Origin of the sequence: Staphylococcus sp. FSL H8-0121 (assembly GCF_038008425.1) — a bacterium.
GTDB classification, from domain to species: domain Bacteria; phylum Bacillota; class Bacilli; order Staphylococcales; family Staphylococcaceae; genus Staphylococcus; species Staphylococcus pasteuri.
This window is the reverse complement of sequence record NZ_JBBOZB010000002.1, coordinates 530,405-554,372: the sequence shown is the minus strand read 5'-3', so window position 1 is coordinate 554,372 and position 23,968 is coordinate 530,405. Positions and strand designations below refer to the sequence as shown.

17 protein-coding genes and 1 pseudogene are annotated in these 23,968 nt (G+C 32.2%); 17 read left to right on the top strand and 1 reads right to left on the bottom strand.

Annotated features, from left to right (window positions below):
- The first annotated feature begins 212 nt into the window (after positions 1 to 212).
- The 12 genes from LFT63_RS08135 (at position 213) to LFT63_RS08080 (ending at position 16,778) form a co-directional block, all read left to right on the top strand.
- Positions 213 to 830: a hypothetical protein gene (locus LFT63_RS08135; protein WP_340768663.1), complete on the top strand. Its 618-nt coding sequence runs from the start codon at positions 213 to 215 to the stop codon at positions 828 to 830.
- Positions 831 to 1,188: 358 nt separating this feature from the next.
- Positions 1,189 to 2,373, top strand: a complete 1,185-nt coding sequence (locus tag LFT63_RS08130; protein WP_340768661.1) for a 5,10-methylene-tetrahydrofolate dehydrogenase — start codon at positions 1,189 to 1,191, stop codon at positions 2,371 to 2,373.
- A complete protein-coding gene (locus LFT63_RS08125) occupies positions 2,373 to 3,494 on the top strand; it encodes a 5,10-methylene-tetrahydrofolate dehydrogenase (RefSeq protein ID WP_340768660.1) in 1,122 nt (373 codons plus the stop codon). The genes LFT63_RS08130 and LFT63_RS08125 overlap by 1 nt, the downstream gene beginning before the upstream one ends.
- Positions 3,495 to 3,672: 178 nt before the next feature.
- Positions 3,673 to 4,440, top strand: a complete 768-nt coding sequence (locus LFT63_RS08120) for a zinc-ribbon domain-containing protein (RefSeq protein WP_026083450.1) — start codon at positions 3,673 to 3,675, stop codon at positions 4,438 to 4,440.
- A gap of 523 nt (positions 4,441 to 4,963) precedes the next feature.
- Entirely contained in the window at positions 4,964 to 6,829 is a 1,866-nt protein-coding gene (locus LFT63_RS08115) for an assimilatory sulfite reductase (NADPH) flavoprotein subunit (RefSeq protein ID WP_340768657.1), read from the top strand.
- A gap of 20 nt (positions 6,830 to 6,849) precedes the next feature.
- Positions 6,850 to 7,467: an NAD(P)-binding protein gene (locus tag LFT63_RS08110; RefSeq protein ID WP_029055927.1), complete on the top strand. Its 618-nt coding sequence runs from the start codon at positions 6,850 to 6,852 to the stop codon at positions 7,465 to 7,467.
- 250 nt (positions 7,468 to 7,717) lie between these two features.
- Positions 7,718 to 8,935, top strand: coding sequence for an ArgE/DapE family deacylase (locus tag LFT63_RS08105; RefSeq protein ID WP_117239279.1), 1,218 nt, complete (start codon positions 7,718 to 7,720; stop codon positions 8,933 to 8,935).
- Between the two features lie 355 nt (positions 8,936 to 9,290).
- Positions 9,291 to 10,082: a CHAP domain-containing protein gene (locus LFT63_RS08100; RefSeq protein WP_017636659.1), complete on the top strand. Its 792-nt coding sequence runs from the start codon at positions 9,291 to 9,293 to the stop codon at positions 10,080 to 10,082.
- Between the two features lie 283 nt (positions 10,083 to 10,365).
- Positions 10,366 to 12,216, top strand: a complete 1,851-nt coding sequence (gene nrdD, locus LFT63_RS08095; RefSeq protein ID WP_029055929.1) for an anaerobic ribonucleoside-triphosphate reductase — start codon at positions 10,366 to 10,368, stop codon at positions 12,214 to 12,216.
- Entirely contained in the window at positions 12,213 to 12,776 is a 564-nt protein-coding gene (gene nrdG / locus LFT63_RS08090; RefSeq protein ID WP_029055930.1) for an anaerobic ribonucleoside-triphosphate reductase activating protein, read from the top strand. The genes nrdD and nrdG overlap by 4 nt, the downstream gene beginning before the upstream one ends.
- Before the next feature lie 736 nt (positions 12,777 to 13,512).
- Positions 13,513 to 14,805 (top strand): anaerobic C4-dicarboxylate transporter family protein, encoded by a 1,293-nt coding sequence (locus tag LFT63_RS08085; RefSeq protein WP_017636655.1) that lies wholly within the window; start codon positions 13,513 to 13,515, stop codon positions 14,803 to 14,805.
- Positions 14,806 to 15,155: 350 nt separating this feature from the next.
- Complete coding sequence (locus LFT63_RS08080) at positions 15,156 to 16,778, top strand: BCCT family transporter (RefSeq protein ID WP_017636654.1); 1,623 nt, start codon at positions 15,156 to 15,158, stop codon at positions 16,776 to 16,778.
- A gap of 401 nt (positions 16,779 to 17,179) precedes the next feature.
- Here the strand turns inward: LFT63_RS08080 and cudC are convergent.
- A pseudogene (gene cudC / locus LFT63_RS08075) lies at positions 17,180 to 17,737 on the bottom strand (choline uptake/conversion transcriptional regulator CudC).
- 383 nt (positions 17,738 to 18,120) lie between these two features.
- Between cudC and betB the strand changes: the two are divergent.
- The 5 genes from betB (at position 18,121) to LFT63_RS08050 (ending at position 23,900) form a co-directional block, all read left to right on the top strand.
- Positions 18,121 to 19,611: a betaine-aldehyde dehydrogenase gene (betB, locus tag LFT63_RS08070; RefSeq protein ID WP_029055934.1), complete on the top strand. Its 1,491-nt coding sequence runs from the start codon at positions 18,121 to 18,123 to the stop codon at positions 19,609 to 19,611.
- A gap of 144 nt (positions 19,612 to 19,755) precedes the next feature.
- Positions 19,756 to 21,465: a choline dehydrogenase gene (gene betA / locus LFT63_RS08065; RefSeq protein WP_017636651.1), complete on the top strand. Its 1,710-nt coding sequence runs from the start codon at positions 19,756 to 19,758 to the stop codon at positions 21,463 to 21,465.
- 156 nt (positions 21,466 to 21,621) lie between these two features.
- Positions 21,622 to 22,797: an amidohydrolase gene (locus LFT63_RS08060; protein WP_029055935.1), complete on the top strand. Its 1,176-nt coding sequence runs from the start codon at positions 21,622 to 21,624 to the stop codon at positions 22,795 to 22,797.
- Positions 22,798 to 23,185: 388 nt separating this feature from the next.
- Positions 23,186 to 23,395, top strand: coding sequence for a YozE family protein (locus tag LFT63_RS08055; protein ID WP_017636649.1), 210 nt, complete (start codon positions 23,186 to 23,188; stop codon positions 23,393 to 23,395).
- A 31-nt stretch (positions 23,396 to 23,426) separates the two neighbouring features.
- Complete coding sequence (locus tag LFT63_RS08050; RefSeq protein WP_340768649.1) at positions 23,427 to 23,900, top strand: antibiotic biosynthesis monooxygenase family protein; 474 nt, start codon at positions 23,427 to 23,429, stop codon at positions 23,898 to 23,900.
- Positions 23,901 to 23,968 lie beyond the last annotated feature (68 nt).

The window sequence follows — 23,968 nt, the reverse complement described above, 5'->3', positions numbered from 1 at the left end:
TAATGATTAAGAAATAGAGAAAGAGGTGTAAATTGATGAAAAGAACAATTGAACGCATCCTTGCTTGGTTAGGGATCATTACTTAATTATTTGTAATATTAATTTTAGGGGTAGCATCATTATTTGGTGGAAGAAGTGAAGTGCAAAGTGAAATAAAAAGACAAGCGAAAGAACAAGCAGCTTCTAATCCGGCCGTAGACTAAACATCACACATGTCTGAATTATTACCTTCAATCTTTAAAGTAGGTCTAATATACGGTTTAGTTATTTTTGTAATTGCAATAATTGCAACGTTATTAATAAAAAAACATGCAAAATTAGCAGGTATCTTATTATTAATTGCAGGAGTCCTATCATTAGTGATGAACTGGATAGCAGCATTATTCTGGATAATTGCTGGTATTATGTTATTAGTTAGAAAAAACAAACAAGTAGACAATCATAATGATGACAAGCATAGAAATAATGAACATCATACTAATGATCAACATAACGATAATCAACGTCATCATGAAACTGATGAAAAAAGAAATGACCGTGTAGTAGATAATCATAATGATTATGACAATCAACGTAAAGAAGACAATGTTCATAGAGAACATCGTGAAGATATAGATAATCATTTAAAAGATGATAAACAAAGAGATAACAATGTAGACAATCATCGTGATTCATATGAAGAAGAACATAGAGAAGATGATCACTTTAATGAACATAATCATCACGAAGAATTAAGTCGTCAAAAAGATAAATTAAAAAAAGACGATTCTAACAAAGATGATTTCACTGACGAAGTAACACGTCGTTTTAACGATAATAAAGAGAAATAATTAAAGTAATATCTATAAAAAGTAAATAGGCTTATTTTTAATTCAACACCTTGAAAGGAAATCAATTGAGTTCCTTTCAAGGTGTTTTGTGTTTGAGATTAAACTTATTTATTTTAGACTATTATTTGCTAAAAAAAGTAAATGTATAAAAAGATTGTTTGTAAATGTTAATAAATACAGTTATTATGTATTATTGTCTGCTAATTCTTTTTAAAAGGTTTAAAAAGGAAAAGTTAGGTAATAATAAGATTTGCATATCATTATATTTATATATACTAAAATAGTTTCTGCTATTTTTATTAATAATAGGTAATTAGACCAAAGTTTCAAAAATTATATAAAGAAAGGAGGTATGACGATGTATACAGTAGGTTTAGTACCATCTCCAGGCGTAGTGCACGAGCATGTGACAAAAATCATTCCTAAAGTAAAACGCTTATTATCACAACGAATTAACGATGATAGTCAGTGGAACTTTGATGTAAAAGAAGATTTAATCATTGGATCTGCGGAAGATGTACACGAAAGTGTTGATAAAGCTGAACAAATTAAAAATGAAAAAAATTGGGATTTTGCAATATGTGTGACGGATCTTCCAAGTATTTCAGGAAAAAGAGTTGTAGTGAGTGATTTTGATAATGACAAACAAGTTGCAATGTTGTCATTACCCTCATTAGGAGCAATTGATTTAAAACGAAAGTTAATCAGTAGTATCACAACTATGATTGAACAACTTTATTATAATGAACCCTTAAAGAAACCTAGTACACACCCCCTCATACATTTACGTTCTGTTGAACCTGCAGAAGATGAATCCGCTAAAAGACGCTATATCAATACATTAATGTTAATAAGTTGGATTCAGTTAATATGTGGCTTAACACGAGCAAATAAGCCGTGGAAGAATGTATTTAACTTTAAAAAAATTATTTCTGTAGCCTTTGCGACTGGAACATATGTCTCAATTTTTTCAATGCCATGGGAACTCAGTGTTATTTATTCACCATTAAGATTTATTATCTTAATGATTATATCAATAGTTGGGATGGCAGGTTGGCTTTTTTACGCCCATAGATTAATTGAAAGAAAAACAGCTAAATCTCAAAGGACTTATAGATGGATATATAATGCGACTACAATGTTGACACTTGTTGTCATTACTCTTATTAACTATTTTGTATTATATATACTGTTAACTATAAGTATTACCTTATTCGTACCAGTAAGTTTATTTAATAGTTGGACAAGTGCACAAGCTGAATTTACATTTATGAATTACGTTAGATTAATTTGGTTTGTTTCCTCACTTGGTTTATTAGCTGGTGCAATGGGATCTACAGTTGAAAATGAAGAAAAAATCCGTAAGATTACTTATTCATATCGTCAGTACCAACGTTATAAAGAAGCTCAAGAAGAACAACAAGAGGAAGAACAGCAACATGATCCATCACATCAAGAAGTGGAACAGCAATCTTCAAGTGATGATCGTAATGATGATTTAAACAAAGGCAAGAAACAAGAGCACAGAGAGGAGGGACGCTAATGTCGCAACGAAAAATGATTGGTTTAGTAGTAGCACCTGGTGTTACAGAAGCACTTGCAGAAAAAATAATGGAAGATGTTCCTGATATTTTATCTGAACAAAATGAAAATCAATATGAATGGGAAATTGACTTAGTTGTCGATCCTCTGACTGGTTATGCTGAAAATGTAGAAGATATATTTAGTAAAGTTCAAGAGTATCACGATGAACGTGAGTGGGATTACGTTCTTGCAATTACAGATTTACCTATTTTTCATCAACATCGTGTGATAGCTGTAGATATTAATATGAAAAATGGTGCTGCTATCTTTTCTTATCCTGCATTTGGTTGGAGACCAGTTAAAAAGCGTTTTAAAAGTGCGATTTTAACAATTATCAATGAAGTGCATCATGCTGAACAAGATCATCGTGACTATGATGAAAATAACAATATTGAACAAAGTATAAAGCAACAGTTTCCTTTATCTAAAATCGATAAAACGCAAGTATATTTAGAAAATACAGAGACTCATCATACACGATATTTATCAAGCTCTAGAACAAGAGGTATGTTTAGGTTAGTTAGCGGCATGACATTTGCGAACAATCCACTCAATATGATGGCTAGTTTAAGTAATATTGTAGCTATCGCTTTTACTACAGGCGCCTTTGGTTTAATATTTACTACCATGTGGCAGTTGGCTGACAATTTCTCAATGTGGCGATTATTTGGTATCTCTATTATTGCAATATTAGGTATGTTGCTATGGATTATGGTGTCACATGATCTGTGGGAATCTTCAAAGCACAGCAAAAATAAAAGAATCACCTTATTATATAATTTAACAACTGTTATGACATTGTTTATTGCAATTATCATATATTATATTATTCTCTATTTAATGTTTTTATTCGCAGAATTAGTTCTTTTACCAGCAGATTTCTTAGGAAAACAAATTAGTCTTAAAGGTCCAGCTGGCCCTGATTTATATTTAAGCATTCCTTGGTTTGCAGCATCTATTTCCACAGTAGCAGGTGCTATTGGTGCTGGATTACTCGATGAAAAATTAATAAAAGAAAGTACGTATGGTTATCGACAACGCATTCGATATGAAGACACACATCAAGACCAGGATTCATAAAAAGTATCGCCCTTTTTTAGAGCGGTACTTTTTTATTAATTGATAGGATTAAAACAATTAATTTTAAAAATGTAAAAGAAAAGATAGTCATTTTACATAAATTAATTTAAAATATTGTATAACAATATTTTTAAAACTATAAACTGTGAACGATTATTGAGAGAAGGGAACGATGAAAATGAAATATTGTCCCAATTGTGGAAATGAATTAAAGTCTGGGCAAGCATTTTGTAATAAATGTGGGAAGTCTTTAAATAATCAGGATAAAGCAACTTCATCGGCATCACAAAATGAACAAACTAATCAACAGTATCCAGATCGTAATCAATATAACCCTCAACAAAATAAAAAGACTAAAAAACCGATATGGATCGTGATTTTATCAATTATCTTTATTCTATTGATAGCAGCATTGTTATATGGCGCTTATTATTTTTATAACAATGTAATCAATAATAGTTCTGACGATAATCAAACTACAGAGACAAATAAAAAATCTAAAGATACTAGTAAATCAAATGATAACGCATCAAATGATAAAAAAGGTTCAGAAAAAGCACCAACGATTGATGTATTTAGTAGTAACTTCGATCAAGGTTATATGAAATCTGCTTCTACTGATGGTTACAAAGGCATTTATGAAGATATGACGAGAAAAGAAGTTGAAAGTAAATTTGGCAAGCCTACAGGCAAAGTTGATGGGGGCCAAACATATTATGAAAAATATGGTGATTTAGCCGTGTTATATTCTGGTGATAAAGTTGATCGAGTGGGTGTAGCACCTTCGAATGTATCAGAAGATGATTTTACAGACGTATATAATGAGCCAGATGAACGTAAAGGCGATGAATTGATTTACGATAGTAATAAAGATAATGATTTCTCAGTCGTTGTGCATAGTAAAAAAGGCAAAATCACTTTAATTGAAAATATGGATCAATTGTAATTGGATAAATAATCAGTTAAATCTGGTTGAATCAGACTGTCGACAAAGTATATGACTTTGTGGGCAGTTTTTTTATTCGTGATTTCTTAGGAAATCTTTTAGTTTGGTATTTTACACAGCTATATCTTTCAAAATATCAAGGTGATAATACTGTTTTTATGCGAGTTAACGCATAATTGATAACAATAAAGGTATTATTTCCTGAGAAATGTTAAGTAAGATACTGTTTATAAACCACTTATCTTTAAATTTGAAATCAAATCGTATCAAATGGTACTAAAAAAGAGATGTAATTACACTATCATTTACTGTTTTAACGTTTTGGTACATAATGAAAGTAATCGAATCCGACTTAAAAATTAATATGTATAATAGAATTTTAAGATGATTAGCTATTAGTATTTGAACGCTTACAGATTGAACGTTTAAATTTAAAATTAATAAAAAATATAGAACGACAAATCATTTCATATATAAAGTACGGATTTAAAGAATTTAGTATTGAAGATAAGAGGTGGAAACAGTGAAGATTAACATCACAAATAGTCCTTTCAATGAGGAACAAGCAGAACAACTTAATGAATTACTTCAAACACTATCTCCCGAACAAAAAATGTGGTTAAGTGGATACATTTTAGCTAGTGAACAAGTGTCAAATAATGAAAAAGAATCAACTTCCACGTTGAACTCAAGTGATTCAGTACAAAGTAACCAACAGACTGAAGCGCTACTAGCTGAAAAGGAACCAGAAGTTACTCCAGAATCGCGAACAATTACCATTTTATATGGTTCTGAAACAGGAAATGCACAAAGTTTGGCTGAAATATTTGAAGAAAGACTTGTGAACCTAGGAAACGATGTCACATTAAAATCAATGGAAGATTTCAATACTTCTGATCTTAAGAAAGTAGAAGACTTATTTATTATTACCTCAACATATGGCGAAGGTGACCCACCAGACAATGCATTTGAATTTCACGAAGCGTTACATAGACGCGAAGCACCAAAATTAGATGGTGTAAGATTTTCAGTATTAGCTTTAGGTGATCAAACCTATGAATATTTCTGTCAAGCTGGTAAAGATTTTGACATTAGATTAGATGAATTAGGTGCTGAACGTATCTATGACCGTATAGATTATGATGTAGATTATGAAGAAGACGCTGAAAAATGGATGGCCAATGTGATTAATTCAATTGGTTCTAAACCTGAAGATACAGAGAGTGAACAGGTGGTAAGTGAGTCTATAAAATTAGCAAAAGAAAGAAAATATTCTAAATCAAATCCTTATGAAGCGGAAGTATTAGAAAATATTAATTTAAATGGTGAAGGATCAAATAAAGAAACACGTCATGTTGAATTACTATTAGATAATTTTGGTGAAGACTTTGAACCAGGGGATTGTATTGTTGTGTTACCACAAAACGATCCAGCTATAGTAGAGTTATTAATCAGTACATTAGGTTGGGATTATGAAGACCAAGTACTTATCAATGATGATGGAGATACACTTAACTTAGAAGAAGCATTATCATCCTACTTTGAAATTACGAAACTAACAAAGCCATTGTTAGAAAATGCTGCTGTGTTATTTGATAATGATGATTTAAAAGAGAGAGTTCAAGATAAAGAATGGATTCAAAATTATATTGATGGTCGAGATCTTATCGATTTATTAAATGATTTTGATACAACAGAATTACAACCAGATAACCTATTCCAATTATTGAGAAAATTACCGCCTAGAGAGTATTCAATTTCAAGTAGTTATAAAGCGATACCTGATGAAGTACATATTACGGTCGGTGCAGTTAGATATCAATCACATGGTCGTAATAGAAAAGGTGTATGCTCTGTAGAATTTGCAGAACGCCTTCAACCGGGTGATACAGTACCAATTTATTTAAAACGTAATCCGAATTTTAAATTCCCTCAAGATAGTGATATTCCAGTTATCATGATTGGACCAGGAACAGGCATTGCACCATTTAGAAGTTATATGCAAGAAAGAGAAGAACTTGGATTAAAAGGAAATACATGGCTATTCTTCGGTGAACAACATTTTGAAACGGATTTTCTATACCAGGAAGATTGGCAAGAGTGGTTGGATAAAGGTTATCTAACTCAACTAGATGTTGCTTTTTCTAGAGATACTGAACACAAAGTGTACGTACAACATCGTATTTTAGAAAATAGTGAGCAATTTAATGAATGGATTCAAAACGGAGCGGCTATTTACATTTGTGGAGACGAAAAACAAATGGCTAAAGATGTACATCAAACAATTAAAGAAGTATTGATAAAAGAACAAAATTTATCTGAAACAGAAGCTGAAGATTATCTAAAACAAATGAAAAAAGAAAATAGATATCAAAGAGATGTCTATTAAAATAGAAATGGGGATTACGCATGCAAATGCCAATAATGATTGATTTAACAAATATGAATGTAGTTGTTATTGGAGGCGGAAAAATTGCTACTCGTCGCGTAAGTTTGCTCCTTGAATATACATCACAAATTCATGTAGTCAGTCCGCATATTACAGATATATTGGAACAACTAGTACGACAGCAACAGATTACGTGGGAAGAAAAATCTTTTGAAGCATCAGATGTAAACAATGCCGACCTAGTGATTGCCGCTACAAATCAAGCGCATGTTAACGATGAAATTAAAAATCATATATCCCCTCACACACTATTTAATCATGTTGGTAATGCCCAACAAGGTAATATAACGTTTCCTAATCAACTTAGAAGAGGAAGATTAACTATCAGTGTCTCCACAGAAGGTGCAAGTCCCAAATTAGGAAAACAAATTATTCAAGATTTATCTGAAACATATGACAAATCTTATGAGAATTATATTGATTTCTTATATGAGGCAAGACAATTAATTAAAATGAAAGTAGTAAATCCGTCTAAGAAACAGCAACTACTTAAAGATATTTTGTCTGAAAAGTATTTTAATCAAGCGGAACAACAATCATTTATAAGTTGGCTTGAATCTATGAATTTATATAGATAGGGGACGTCTTGAAGTATTTATAAGAGTTTTAATAATACATTTAACTATGTCTATAAACAGTAAAAAATTCGTTATTTAATTAATAGAGGGTACGATGAAGAAAGTTGATATTTCATCGTATCCTCTTCGTTTTTCCAAAAAAATCTTTATACAATGAAAAACATATTTAAAATAGTGTTTATTTATTGGTTGTAAGTGAAATATTTAATGTAAAGTGATTAATTACATGAAATACAATGGGGATGATGACATGAGTGTATTTTCAGAAGAAGATAAAATAAAAATTTTAGCTGATATTGTAGAAATAAATACTGAAAATGATAATGAGCTTGAGGTTTGTAATTATTTTAAAGCATTATTGAACAAATATGATATTGATTCGAAAATAATAAAAGTTGACAATCGTCGTGCTAATTTAGTTGCTGAAATAGGTGAAGGAAAGCCTAAAATTGCTATATCAGGACACATGGATGTAGTTGACGCAGGAGATTATAATGAATGGAAATATGATCCTTTTAAATTAACTGAAGAAGATGACAAGTTGTATGGACGTGGAACAACAGATATGAAAGGTGGATTAGCAGCATTAATTATAGCCATGATTGAGATTAAGGAATCGGGTCGTTTACAAAAAGGGACAATTAGATTAATGGCTACTGCTGCAGAAGAAAAAGAAATGTCAGGTGCTCAATTATTTAAAGAACAAGGATATGTTAATGATTTAGATGGAATGATCATTGCTGAACCATCAGATGGTTTCGCTTTTTACGCAACAAAGGGATCTATGGGATTAAAAGTAACATCTAAAGGCGTACCGGCACATTCATCTTTACCATCATTAGGGCACAACGCAATCAATTCATTAATTGCATTCATACAAAGGATTAAAGAAAAATATGTTGAAATCAAAAAGAACGAAAAAGAACATTCGCTTGATGTTCATCCTTATATTGATGAATGTATTAGAGAGCAAGGTCATTATAATGATGGTGACCTAAAGGAAGATGTGGCAGCAGGCCTAGTAATTGTAAACTCAATTATTAGAGGAGGCGAGCAATTCAATACAGTGCCAGAATCTGCCTACGCAGAATTTAATATAAGAACAGTGCCAGAATATGATAATGTTGCTATTGAAAAGTTATTTAAAGATACTGTAAAAGAAATAGACAGTGAAAGATTATCTGTAGAAGTCACTGTTAATCATCCTACAGTTTATACGCATAAAGATAATCGTTTAATAAACACATTTTTAGAATATAATCACGACTTCAAAGTATCAGGTATGGTTGGTGCAACAGATGCAGCAGAATTACTAGGGGATAAAGATGAAGATTTTGATTTAGCTATTATTGGACCAGGACATATAACGTTGGCACATCAAACAGACGAATATGTTTATAAATCTAGATATTTAGATTATATAGATATGTATCAACAAGTTATATTGAATTATTTGAATCAACATTAACAGATTATCAAATACTAAGATAATAGTAGAAATAAAGCTATTATCTTAGTATTTTTATGTCTGTAATTGTCAGATAAATTACATAAACAGTAATAAATAATATAAATATAATTAAATAATAGCCTAGGCAATGAATTGAAAGCCATTACAACGATATCCAACAATTTTACAAAAAATGTTGGATTATTATGATTCATTTACAAAACATTAACATTGACCACAAACCCTTGTATGTCTGTTAGAGTGTGACTTGTCGTTATTTAACGAGTAAAAAACTTTTATTAATTGAAAATTGAAGGTAGCCACGAGATAAAGAGAATAAATAGTTATATCAATCTTTAGGAGGATATTTAAAATGAAAAAAATCGCTACAGCTACAATCGCAACAGCAGGTTTCGCAACTTTTGGTTTAATGCAACATGATGCAGATGCAGCAGAAAACAATAATAATGGATATAATCCTAATGATCCCTATTCATATGAATACACATACACAATAGACCAACAAGGTAATTACAATTACGATTGGAAAGGTAATTGGAGCCCTAACCAACAGAACCAACAAAATCAACAACAAGCTCAACAACCACAACAAGGTAATTACTATAGTTATTCATATGGTAACCAAGGAACTCAAAGCTACAATTCAAATAACGCTACAACAAATAATAATCAATCTACACAATCTTATACAGCAAATAATTCAAATAACCAAGGTGGCGGATTAGGTGCTGATTATTCAACATCAGATAAAAATATTAAAGTAACTACACAAAATGCGCCATCATCAAATAATTCAACTGCATTTTCAGGTCAATCAAGCTCTGGTTCAAATGCATACACAGCTGGTCAATGTACTTATTATGTATATGACAAAGTTGGCGGAAAAATTAGTTCTAACTGGGGCAACGCTAGCAACTGGGCAAACGCTGCTGCACAAGATGGTTACAATGTAAGTAATTCACCTAAACAAGGTGCAATCATGCAAACATCACAAGGTGCATATGGTCACGTTGCTTATGTTGAAAATGTAAATTCTGATGGTTCAATTAAAGTTTCAGAAATGAACTATAATGGTGGACCAGGTAACGTATCAACTCGTACAATTTCAGCTAGCCAAGCTGGTTCATACAACTATATTTCATAATATAGATTGAGTTTATTAAGACAAACTTACCATGAGGTGGGTTTGTCTTTTTTTTATTAAAAAAAATAAGTTATTTATGCTGATTAAAATAATAGTATTGATAAGTAGCGCACTCATTGTTATCAATTGGATTGCCATCAATAATGTAAGTATTATTTTATAGTTGTTCATTAATTAGTAAAAACTTTATGACAGTTTGGTTAAGTGTCGAGTTATTCATTGAATAACTATATATAGTGGATTAAGTTTAAATTAAACACTATATATAGAAAAGAGTGAAAAGATGAATCAACTAGAACAATCATTAACTGGACTTATAGAAAAAGACCCAACTATTGTAAATGAAAATGCTAATAAAGATAGTAATACATTTTCCACAATGAGAGATTTAACAGCAGGAATTGTTTCTAAATCATATGCTTTAAATTACTTATTACCTAAACATATAGCGCAAGCACATGAAAGTGGTGATATTCATTTTCATGATTTAGATTATCATCCATTTCAACCTTTAACGAATTGTTGTCTTATAGATGCAGAAAGTATGTTAAAAAATGGCTTTGAAATCGGTAATGCTAATGTAACTTCTCCTAAATCCATTCAAACAGCGTCAGCACAACTTGTACAAATTATTGCTAATGTTTCTAGTAGTCAATACGGTGGTTGTACAGTTGATCGTGTAGACGAATTACTTAGTAAATACGCAGAAAGTAATGAACGGCATCATAGTGAAATGGCTCATAATTATGTGAAAGAAGACCAGATTCAAAAGTATATAGACGAACAAGTTACAAAAGATATTAACGATGCTATAGAAAGTTTGGAATATGAAATTAATACTTTATATACATCAAATGGCCAAACACCTTTTGTGACTTTAGGTTTTGGATTAGGAACTGATCGATTAAGTCGAAAAATACAGCAAGCTATTTTGAATACAAGAATTAAAGGACTAGGTAAAGATAGGGTAACAGCTATTTTCCCAAAATTAGTATTTTCGATTAAAGATGGTGTGAATTTGAAGCAAAATGATCCTAACTATGATATTAAGCAACTCGCATTGGAATGTTCAACGAAACGTATGTATCCAGATATTTTAAATTACGATAAAATTGTTGAGTTATTAGGTGATTTTAAGGCACCAATGGGATGTCGATCATTTTTACCAAGTTGGCGCAATGACAAAGGAGAATTTGAAAATAATGGTCGTTGTAATTTAGGTGTTGTGACATTAAATTTACCTAGAATAGCTTTAGAATCAGAAGGGGATATGACGACGTTTTGGAAACTATTTTACGACAAAATGACATTAATGCATGATGCATTAGTATATAGAATTGAACGACTAAAAAGTGCTACAGTCAATAATGCTCCTATTCTGTATAGAAGTGGTGCATTTAAATACAAACTTAACGATGATGACCAAGTCGATACTTTATTCAAAAATAAAAGAGCTACCATTTCTATGGGTTACATTGGGTTATATGAAACTGCAACAGTTTTTTATGGACCTGAATGGGAGGATAATCAAGAAGCTAAAGCATTTACGCTAGAAATATTAAAGGAAATGAAACGTCTTCAAGAACAATGGACCAATCAATATGATATTTGGTTCAGTATTTATAGTACACCGAGTGAATCTTTGACAGATCGCTTCTGTCGATTAGATAAAGAACGGTTCGGTGACATTCCAGATATCACAGATAAAGGTTATTACCAAAATTCATTTCATTATGATGTAAGAAAAGATATTACACCATTTGAAAAAATTGATTTTGAAAAGGATTATCCATATTATGCGAGCGGTGGCTTTATACATTATTGCGAATACCCAAAATTGAATCATAATATTAAGGCATTAGAGACAGTATGGGATTACGCTTATGAAAGAGTAGGGTACCTAGGAACCAATATTCCTATTGACCATTGTTATGAATGTGGCTTTGATGGAGATTTTGAGTCTACTAAGAAAGGTTATAAATGTCCACAATGCGGCAATGATAACCCAGAAACAGTAGATGTAGTTAAACGTACATGTGGCTATTTAGGTAATCCAGTACAACGTCCTGTCATTGAAGGTAGACATAAAGAAATGTGCGCCCGTGTTAAACATATGAAGGAATCTAAAGCATGAAATCTTATTTGAAAATTGAAAATGGGCGTGGATATATCGCTAAAATAGAGACGCATAGTTTTGTAGATGGAGAAGGCGTACGTTGTAGTGTCTACGTTTCTGGTTGTCCATTTCAATGTCTTAATTGTTATAACGAAGCTGCACAAAATTTTAGATATGGAGAACCTTTTACAGATGATATATTAGAAGAAATTATCACATATTGTGAACCTAATTTTATAAGTGGCATAAGTATTTTAGGTGGAGAACCATTTTGTAATTTAGACGTAACCTTGAAGTTAGTACAAACGTTTCGACAACATTTTGGACAGCAAAAGTCTATATGGGTATGGACTGGGTTTCAATATGAATATTTAGCGCAAAATAAAGGTAAACGTCATCAATTATTAGAATATGTAGACGTTTTAGTGGATGGAATGTTTATAACACAATTGTATCGTCCTAACTTACCTTATAAAGGATCATTAAATCAAAGAGTCATTGATGTGCCACTTTCTTTAAAGAACCATCATGTAGTTGAATATATTTATAGCGGTCCATCAACATTTGAGTATGTATAATCATGTGATGAATTAAAATAGTTGAATAGGGAAATATAATAGTAAGTCAATGATAGAGAAGGTGAGACATTATGTGGTTACTAATTGGTAAATGGATTATCGCCATCGGTCTTATCGCAGGTTCAATCATCGAAGAAACTATTTATAAAAAGCGACGTCAAGCGAAGAAACAGAATAAATGAATAAGTGAAATGAGACATACCTGAGACATAAAACCTAAAATAATAACACTAAGATGATTTATTTTAATCATTTTAGTGCTTTCTTTATATCCAATACTTCGTATTTTATGGCTTCGCTATGCCCAACTTGCTTTGCTTGTAGAAACTGATTTAATCAGTTTCTCTGTGTATGGTCCCTTCCTAGGGTACAGTTTCAGCCAGAAATACTACACAGATAAATCTGTGAGAATTTCTAAGGTCTTCAACTAGTACTGTTCCCTCAGGAGGCTCGCCATAAATACTACGTATTTATATGTCATGTTATATTAAAAAACTTTTTCACTTGTCCAAAAATTTTATGTCCTAGACACTAAAATTATGTATTTTCTCAATTGTTACTAATTTTTGACTGTATTAAAACCATTGATACAACAGTTCTGATAGATATTTTATACATACAAAAACATGATTTTGATTTTATAATCAAATATGAAAATATATACTTATCACATATTAAAGTGATAAAATATTAATGTTCCAAAATTTAACTTCAATAAAGATTAGGGGTTCATGAATTGCTACTATTTATAATAGAAATCATCATTATGATTTTAGCAGTGCTACTCGGTTTAAGAACAGCTGGCGCGCTTGGCTGTGGAATCTTTGCCATCGTAGCCCAACTTATTATGATCTTCGGGTTTCAATTGCCACCAGGTTCAGCACCAGTAACTGCAGTATTGATTATACTTTCAATAGGTATAGCAGGAGGTACGTTACAAGCTACTGGAGGTATTGATTATCTAGTATATATTGCATCAAAAGTTATCGAAAGATTTCCTAAATCAATCATTTTTATCGCACCTATGATTGTATTTATCTTTGTTTTTGGTATAGGTACTGCAAATATTGCTTTATCATTAGAACCAATTATTGCAAAGACCGCTCAAAAAGCCCATATACAGCCTAAAAAGGCTTTAACTGCATCAGTTTTGACAGCTAATTTAGCACTTTTATGTAGTCCAGCTGCATCAGCTACAGCATACATCATTTCTGTATTAGCAGGTTATGAAATTTCAATGGGTAAATATTTAAGTATCGTATTACCTACTGCTATATTGAGTATGCTTTTATTAAGTGTATTTTGTACGTTTGTCGGTAAAAAAGAACCAATACCATCACATAAGTTAGTTGAGTTACCTGAAGAAACGTTGCAAAGTCAATTTTCTAAAAAGGTTAAATTTGGCGTGCTAGCATTCTTATTGTGTGTATTGTGTATTTTAACATTCGGCATTTTTCCAAATTTGATGCCATCATTTAATGTGAACGGTAAAACCGTTAATGTTGAAATGACTGATATTGTTCAATTCTTTATGTATTTAAGTGCAGCAACAAACTTATTACTAGCCAAAATTAACACTTCTGACATTTTAACTTCTCATATTACACAGTCAGCATTTGGTGCTTTATTTGCTGTATTAGGACCAGGTTGGTTAGGTGCAACTATATTTAATGCACCGAATAACTTGAAAATATTAAAACAAGATATTGGTGCAACAATTAGTAATACACCCTGGTTAGTTATTATTTTAGTTTCAGTTGTTGCGATGATTGTTATTTCTCAAACTGCGACTGCATCTATAATGGTACCTATCGTTATGAGTTTAGGTATTCCGCCTATTTATTTTGTCGCAATGATCCAAACACTTAATGTTAACTTTGTAATTCCTGCACAACCAACATTATTGTTTGCAGTTGAATTAGATGAGACAGGTAGAACAAGACCAACTAGTTTCATCATTCCAGGATTCTTTGTCATTGTCGTATCTATCATCATTGGTTTTGCATTAAAATTCTTATTAGGTTATTAACAAATATATAAATAAAGCAACTATCTTTCATCATTCGTATGAAAGATAGTTTTTTTATTTGAAATAAATAAATATTCTTTTATTTCGTATAAAAATTCAATATTAAACTAAAGTAAAGTTTGTTCAATACGTTAAATCTAAACTTAACACTGTTGTCACGACAATTAATAGTGATGAATTATATGACGGAAATTATATAAATATTCAATTTGACTGTTGTTATTGTTTGTATGTAATTTGCATTATTATTAAATGTTCGTTATTGTCAATTTTGTGAATCGAATAATTTTGAGCGTGTAACTTTTAGAACATCAAGATTCATAAATCATTTAGTATTAGGGGGATCACGATTGAAAAAGGAAAAAGTTATGGACTGGACGACCTTTATAGGTGTAGTCGTAGTATTACTTATAGCTGTTATACCTATGATGGTTTTCCCGAAAGCAAGTGAAACAATTATTACAGATATCAATAGTGCTATTTCAAATTCCATTGGTTCTGTTTATTTGTTTTTAGGTTTAGTTATATTTTGTTTCGTATTATACATAGCATTTGGCAAGTACGGTAATGTTACCTTAGGTAAAGCAACTGATAAACCAGAATTTAATACTTTCACTTGGGCAGCAATGTTATTCTGTGCAGGAATAGGTTCAGATATTTTATATTGGGGTGTCATTGAATGGGCATTCTATTATCAAGTGCCACCAAACGGCGCTAAAGGTATGTCTGATGAGGCTCTCCAATACGCAACCCAATATGGCATGTTCCATTGGGGACCAATAGCGTGGGCAATTTATGTGCTACCAGCATTACCAATTGGTTATTTAGTATTTGTAAAAAAACAACCAATTTATAAAATTAGCCAAGCATGCCGTCCAATTTTAAAAGGCCAAACTGACAAATTTGTCGGTAAAGTAGTTGATATCCTATTTATCTTTGGATTATTAGGCGGCGCGGCAACATCCTTAGCATTAGGTGTGCCTATGATTTCAGCAGGTATTGAAAGACTTACAGGACTTGATGGTCATAACATGATTATGCGTTCAATCATTCTCTTGACGATTACTGTTGTCTTTGCAGTTAGCTCTTATACTGGACTGAAAAAAGGTATTCAAAAATTAAGTGACGTCAACGTTTGGTTATCGTTCCTACTATTAGCATTTGTATTCATCGTAGGACCAACAATATTTATTATGGAAACAACAGTTACTGGATTAGGGAATATGATTAATGACTTTTTCCATATGGCAACTTGGGTTGAACCATTTGGAGGAATAGGGCACCGTAAAGAGTCTCATTTCCCACAAGATTGGACTATTTTCTATTGGTCATGGTGGTTAGTTTATGCACCATTTATAGGGTTATTTATTGCTCGAATTTCAAAAGGTAGAACATTAAAAGAAGTAGTACTAGGTACAATGTTATATGGTACCTTAGGTTGTGTTCTATTCTTCGGTATTTTTGGTAATTATGCTGTTTATTTACAAATTTCAGGACAATTTAACGTAGTAGATTTTTTAAATCATCACAGTACAGAGTCGACAATTATTGAAGTGATGCATCAACTACCATTCCCATCGCTGATTATTGTTCTATTCCTAGTATCAGCATTCTTATTCTTAGCAACAACATTTGATTCAGGATCATATATTTTAGCTGCTGCATCTCAGAAAAAAGTAATCGGCGAACCATTAAGAGCCAATCGTTTATTTTGGGCATTTGCATTATGTCTATTACCATTCTCATTAATGTTAGTAGGCGGGGAGCGAGCATTAGAAGTTCTAAAAACAGCTTCCATATTAGCCAGTGTACCGCTGATAGTTATATTTATATTTATGATGATTTCATTCTTGATTACTCTAGGTAACGATCGTATCAAGTTACAAACGCGTGCTGAAAAACATAAAGAAATAGAAAGACGCTCATTGAGGATTGTTCAAGTTAGAGAAGAAGAACAAGACGATAATTTATAGAATAAGAAAATGGGAGCGGGACAGAAATATAAAGCACTACTCCTAATTTTATTAGGTTAGTAGTACTTACACATTAGCTTTAGCTAAGGTGTACATTAATGGAACACATGAGTTGAACTCATGCTTAAGAAATACTAATTTCTAAAGAAAAAGTATTTCTTTATCGTTGTCCCACCCCGGCAAGGTTGACTAGAGTTGAAAAATAAAGTGTCACTACTATTTTAATAGTTTAGTGATACTTACACATTAGCTTTAGCTAAGGTGTTCCACTAAGGATTACATGAGTTAACACTCATGCATAAGTAATTCTAATTTCTAAAGAAAAAGAATTACTTTATCAGTCAACTACTGCCTATATATAATTGTAGCCTGAGACATTGATTTATGTCCCAGGCTGATTTTTATTTATCATCATTATGTTCTGGAATAGGGAAGTATTTAAATATTTCACCGGTTTCTAAGGCTTCGCTAAGCTGAGCTAACCACTCGTAATAAACCTTTGAATGGTCGAGTTGTGCTTTGACTTTATTAATGTCTTGACGTTCTTCATCAGTTAAATCGTTGTTATCCAGTAGCGGTTTTAGAAGTGTTTCCGCATCTTTAACAGCTTCCATATTAGTGTCAATTTCTCTTTCCCATTTTTTAGTGAAGAAATTACGAAAGAAAGTGAAGAAATCTTTTTCAGCGATAAAGTGTTGCTTTCTACTACCTCTTGTAAATTGTTGTTTGACGATATCATATTCTTGTAATTTTTTAACCCCTGCACTCATGCTAGGTTTACTCATTTATAGTTGTTGTCGCATTTCATCAAGTGTCATACTTCCTTCAAACACCATGATACCGTAAAGGTTGCCGACACTACGATTAATTCCATATAAATCCATAGTTTCTCCAATGGAATTAATGACCAAGTCTTTGGCTTGCTCGACTTGAGATGAGTAGTTATTCGATTGTGTCATGACTGTACCTCCAATAATAATTATTTTATTTTACCACGTATCACAACAAATTTAACATGATTTCATTTTTTATATGCCAACATTTTATATATTTTATTTTAAAGAGATGAAAAACGACTATATATTATCATTATTTATTGATGAATATATGAAAAGAAGTTCTTTACCATTTCTTTGTTTCTCACCAATTCGAATCTGCTGAGATTAAAAAGGTACACCTTAGCTAAAGCTAATGCGTAAGTATCACTAACCTATTAAGAATAGGAGTGATACTTTATTCTCCAGACCTTTTTGATAAATTGACATATTTTCAATTTCTATGCTAACATAATTCTGTAAAATTCGTTAAATAAAAATTTAACAAACTTAACGGAGGTCATTTGATGGAACTTGTAAAGGACTTGTCTAATCGCCAATATATTGATGGTGAATGGGTAGACAGCTCAAATAAAAATACGAGAGAGATTATTAATCCATATAATCAAGAAGTTATTTTTACAGTAGCTGAAGGTACAAAAGAAGATGTAGAACGAGCAATTTTAGCTGCAAGAAGATCATTTGAAGATGGCGAGTTATCTTCAGAAACAGGTGAAGTCAGAGGTCAAAAAGTCAGAGCGATTGCAGATAAAATTAAAGAACATCGTGACGAATTAGCTAAATTAGAAACATTAGATACTGGTAAAACATTGGAAGAGTCATACGCAGATATGGATGACATCCATAATGTATTTATGTATTTTGCTGGTTTAGCAGATAAAGATGGCGGAGAAATCATCAATACGCCAATTCCAAATTCAGAAAGTAAAGTTGTTAAAGAACCAGTAGGCGTAGTGACTCAAATCACACCATGGAATTATCCTTTATTACAAGCATCTTGGAAAATCGCACCGGCCTTAGCAACAGGTTGTTCATTAGTAATGAAACCAAGTGAAATTACGCCTTTAACAACAATTCGTGTCTTTGAACTAATGGAAGAAGTAGGATTTCCTAAAGGTACAATTAACTTAGTATTAGGTTCAGGTGCTGAAATTGGTGACGTCATGTCAGGTCACGAAGAAGTAGATTTAGTGTCATTTACAGGTGGCATTAAAACAGGTAAACATATCATGAAACAGGCTGCAGACCACGTAACTAATGTAGCTTTAGAACTTGGTGGTAAGAACCCTAATGTTATTTTTGATGATGCTGACTTTGAATTAGCAGTAGACCAAGCATTAAATGGTGGTTACTTCCACGCTGGTCAAGTATGCTCAGCGGGTTCTAGAATTTTAGTTCACAACGATATCAAAGAAAAATTTGAAAAAGCACTTATAGATCGCGTTAGTAAAATTAAATTAGGTAATGGCTTTGATGATGATACTGAAATGGGACCAGTTATTTCTCAAGAACATAGAGATAAAATTGAAAATTATATGCAAATTGCAAAAGATGAAGGTGCAACAATTGCTATAGGTGGCAAACGTCCTGAAAGAAAAGATTTACAAGATGGATTATTCTTCGAGCCTACGGTAATTACAGATTGCGATACATCTATGCGTATAGTGCAAGAAGAAGTATTTGGACCAGTTGTTACTGTTGAAGGATTTGCAGATGAAGCAGAAGCAATTCGTTTAGCTAACGATTCAATATATGGATTAGCAGGCGCTGTATTTAGTAAAGATATTGGTAAAGCACAACGTGTAGCTAATAAATTGAAATTAGGTACAGTTTGGATTAACGATTTCCATCCTTACTTTGCACAAGCACCATGGGGTGGATATAAACAATCAGGTATTGGTAGAGAACTTGGTAAAGAAGGCCTAGAAGAGTATTTATCTACTAAACATATCTTAACTAATACAAACCCAGAACCAGTTAACTTCTTTAGTAAATAAAACATAACAATTATTCAGAGGTTTGAATGATGCGCTATTACTTAATAGGTCATTCGGCCTCTTACATATGTAAGAACGATTCAAGATAACTATGAAAGAGATGAATATAAAAACTAAAAAAATTAATTTCGGAGGTTATTTGTGATGAGTAGAAAACATGATTCATATGATTATATTATCATTGGCGGAGGTAGTGCAGGTTCAGTTTTAGGTGCACGACTAAGTGAAGATAAAGATAAAAATGTATTAGTATTAGAAGCGGGACGCAGTGACTATTTCTGGGATTTATTTATTCAAATGCCAGCAGCATTAATGTTCCCTTCAGGAAATCCTTTATATGATTGGATTTACCAAACTGAAGAAGAACCGCACATGGGACGTAAAGTTGACCATGCACGAGGTAAAGTGTTAGGTGGTTCAAGTTCAATTAACGGAATGATCTTCCAAAGAGGTAACCCAATGGATTATGAAGGTTGGGCAGAACCAGAAGGTATGGAAACTTGGGATTTCGCACATTGCTTACCATACTTTAAAAAGTTAGAAACAGCATATGGATCAGCGCCTTATGATAAATACAGAGGTCATGATGGACCAATTAAATTAAAACGAGGTCCTGCAACGAATCCATTATTCAAATCATTCTTTGATGCTGGGGTTGAAGCAGGATATCATAAAACACCAGACGTAAACGGATTCCGACAAGAAGGTTTCGGACCATTTGATAGCCAAGTTCATCACGGACGCCGTATGTCTGCATCAAGAGCATATTTACGACCTGCAATGAGACGTAAAAATTTAGATGTAGAAACAAGAGCATTCGTAACAAAAATTAACTTTGATGGTAGAAGAGCTACAGGTGTGACTTATAAGAAAAACGGCAAAGAAAGAACAATCAATGCCAAAGAAGTTATTTTATCAGGTGGCGCATTTAATACACCACAATTGCTACAATTATCTGGAATTGGTGATTCAGAATTCTTAAAATCTAAAGGTATTGAACCTAGAGTTCATTTACCTGGCGTTGGAGAGAACTTCGAAGACCATTTAGAAGTGTATATCCAACATGAATGTAAAGAACCGGTATCTTTACAACCTAGTTTAGATGTAAAACGTATGCCATTTATTGGATTGCAATGGATTTTTGCTCGAAAAGGTGCAGCAGCTTCTAACCACTTTGAAGGTGGAGGATTTGTACGTTCAAATAACGAAGTAGACTATCCTAACTTAATGTTCCACTTCTTGCCAATCGCAGTTCGCTATGATGGTCAAAAAGCACCAGTAGCGCACGGTTATCAAGTACACGTTGGACCTATGTACTCTAATTCACGCGGTAGCTTAAAAATTAAATCTAAAGATCCATTTGAAAAGCCAAGTATAGTATTTAATTATCTTTCAACTAAAGAAGACGAACGTGAATGGGTAGAAGCTATTCGAGTTGCAAGAAATATCTTATCTCAAAAAGCGATGGATCCATTTAATGCAGGAGAAATTTCACCTGGACCTTCTGTACAAACAGATGAAGAAATTTTAGATTGGGTGCGTAAAGACGGAGAAACTGCATTACATCCATCATGTAGTGCTAAAATGGGACCAGCATCAGATCCAATGGCAGTTGTTGATCCACTTACTATGAAAGTACATGGTATGGAAAATTTACGTGTCGTAGATGCTTCTGCTATGCCTAGAACAACTAACGGTAATATCCATGCACCAGTACTTATGTTAGCTGAAAAAGCTGCAGATATTATTCGAGGTAGAAAACCTTTAGAACCTCAATATGTAGATTATTATAAACATGGTGTACATGATGAAATGGCAGGCGCTAAAGAAAACGATCCATTTTATAAGCACTAATTAATTATATGATTTCAATCACTTCAATATGACAATGCTCATATTGGAGTGATTTTTTTCTAAATTTATGTCATTTTTAGTCAATAAAAGTGTGACACAACAATAAACGGGAATAACATATTATAATGTAGATGTATAGATAAAGGAGAGGATTTTATGAGTAATACTTTAGTTGAAAAATTACGCGAAAAAGAAGATCGAATGATAGAAATTAGAAGACATCTTCACCAACATCCAGAATTATCCTTCCATGAAGAAGAAACACCAAAATATATTGCTGACTTTTATAAAGATAAAGATTGTAAATTGGAAACAAATGTGGGACCAAATGGTGTCAAAGTAACTATCGATAGTGGTAAACCTGGCAAAACATTAGCAATTCGTGCAGATTTTGATGCCCTACCTATTAAAGAAGAAACAGGATTATCATTTGCATCTAAAAATGATGGTGTTATGCATGCGTGTGGACATGATGCACATACAGCTTACATGCTTATTTTAGCCGAAACATTAATTGAAATGAAAGATCAATTTAGCGGTAAAGTAATTGTCATTCATCAACCAGCTGAAGAAATGCCTCCAGGTGGCGCGCAAGGTATGATTAAAGATGGTGTGCTTGATGGTGTTGACCATGTATTAGGTGTTCACGTTATGAGTACGATGGAAGCTGGGAAAATTTTTTACAAACCAGAATTTGTACAAACAGGTCGTGCTTACTTTAGATTAACAGTTCATGGTAGAGGCGGTCACGGTTCATCACCTCACATGGCAAATGACGCAATTGTGGCAGGATCTAACTTTGTAACAACTGCACAAACAGTTGTATCTAGACGTTTAAGTCCATTTGAAACTGGTGTCGTTACAATTGGTTCTTTCGATGGTAAAGGTCAATTCAATGTGATTAAAGACACTATCGAAATTGAAGGTGACGTGCGTGCGCTTACCGATGATACAAGAGATACAATTCAAAAAGAATTAACACATCTTGTTGAAGGATTAGAAGCTTCATTTGGCGTAAAATGTGATTTCGAATTTAACAAAGATTACCCTGCATTATATAACAATCCAGAATTCACATCTTATGTAGCTGAAACAATTAAAAATGCAGAAGGAACAGACATTCAAGGTGTTGAAGAATGTGAAGCACAACCACCTTCTGAAGACTTTGCATTTTATGCAGTAGAACTACCAAGTACATTTATTTATTCAGGAGCAGCACCAGAAGATGGCGAAGTATATCCACACCATCACCCTAAATTTAATATTAGTGAATCATCTATGTTAGTTGCTGCTGAAGCAGTAGGTACTGTTGTATTAGACTATTTAAATTAAGATAGATGACTATAAGTTACAGATTAAAATATGTAAATTAAAATAATAAGTATGCCCGTCAGTCTAACAGCACTCTTATGTGCTATGTTGCTATTAGTACTGGCGGGCTACTCATACATATGACTATTGCGCTTATAAGTTTTAATATTTTAACTTATCAAACCCATGTTTAAACTTATATTTAACGTTGTTTAAATCATTAAGCAAACTGATGAACGAGACATTAATAACTAATGTATTAAAGAGAAATTTATGATATAAAAACGAACTAATTAATTTCGTCATTATTTTGCAAATAGAAAAATATATTAGACTATTTAATTTTGATTGGTGTTTTATTTACTAATTCGTGATATCATTAATATATTAAGTAAGAAGAGGTAATTTAGTGACGTTTTATGAGTTTATACAAGGATTTACTGGAGACCAAACACCTCTAGGAGAACTAGCCGCTTGGGTTGATAAAGATGTACAATTTCCAAAAGAAGAAAAATTAGCGAAGAATATTTTAAATTATTTTAAACAAATAACAAATTTAGATGATGAAATACTAGAAATAGTTAAAAGATCACTTTCAATATATGAACAAAATATTTAAACGTAAAATGAATTAGAATGAAGGAACTAATATGTTACTAAATGATTATTATAAAACGTATAAAATGAATGAATCTAATGATGAATTTATGATTAAGAAAAATAATGATGCACAATATTATGATATTTTAGAATCAATTAATCAATTATCAAATGATACATTTTGTGTGCTCAATCATTTATTTGTAAATGAAGATAAAGAAGACCAATTTGAAGATAAATTCTTATCACGTCAAAAACACCTTCAAGATGTACCAGGGTTTAAAGCATTGCGCTTCCTTAAACCTCGAACAAATCATAGACATTATATTATTGTTACATTATGGGAATCGAGACAAGCGTTTTATGACTGGCAAAATTCATCAGAATACGCACAAACACATCGTAAACGAGGTACTAAACAAGGCGTTGATAATCAAATTGTGAATCGTGATTTGTCATATAACATTAGAATAGAATTAGAAGATTTGAAAAAACAAATGCTAGATTATGAAGATATATTTTAAATCATAGAAGGGCGGACAGAAATCATTTTATGTAAATGCTATTTCGGATCCGTCCTTTTTTTATTATA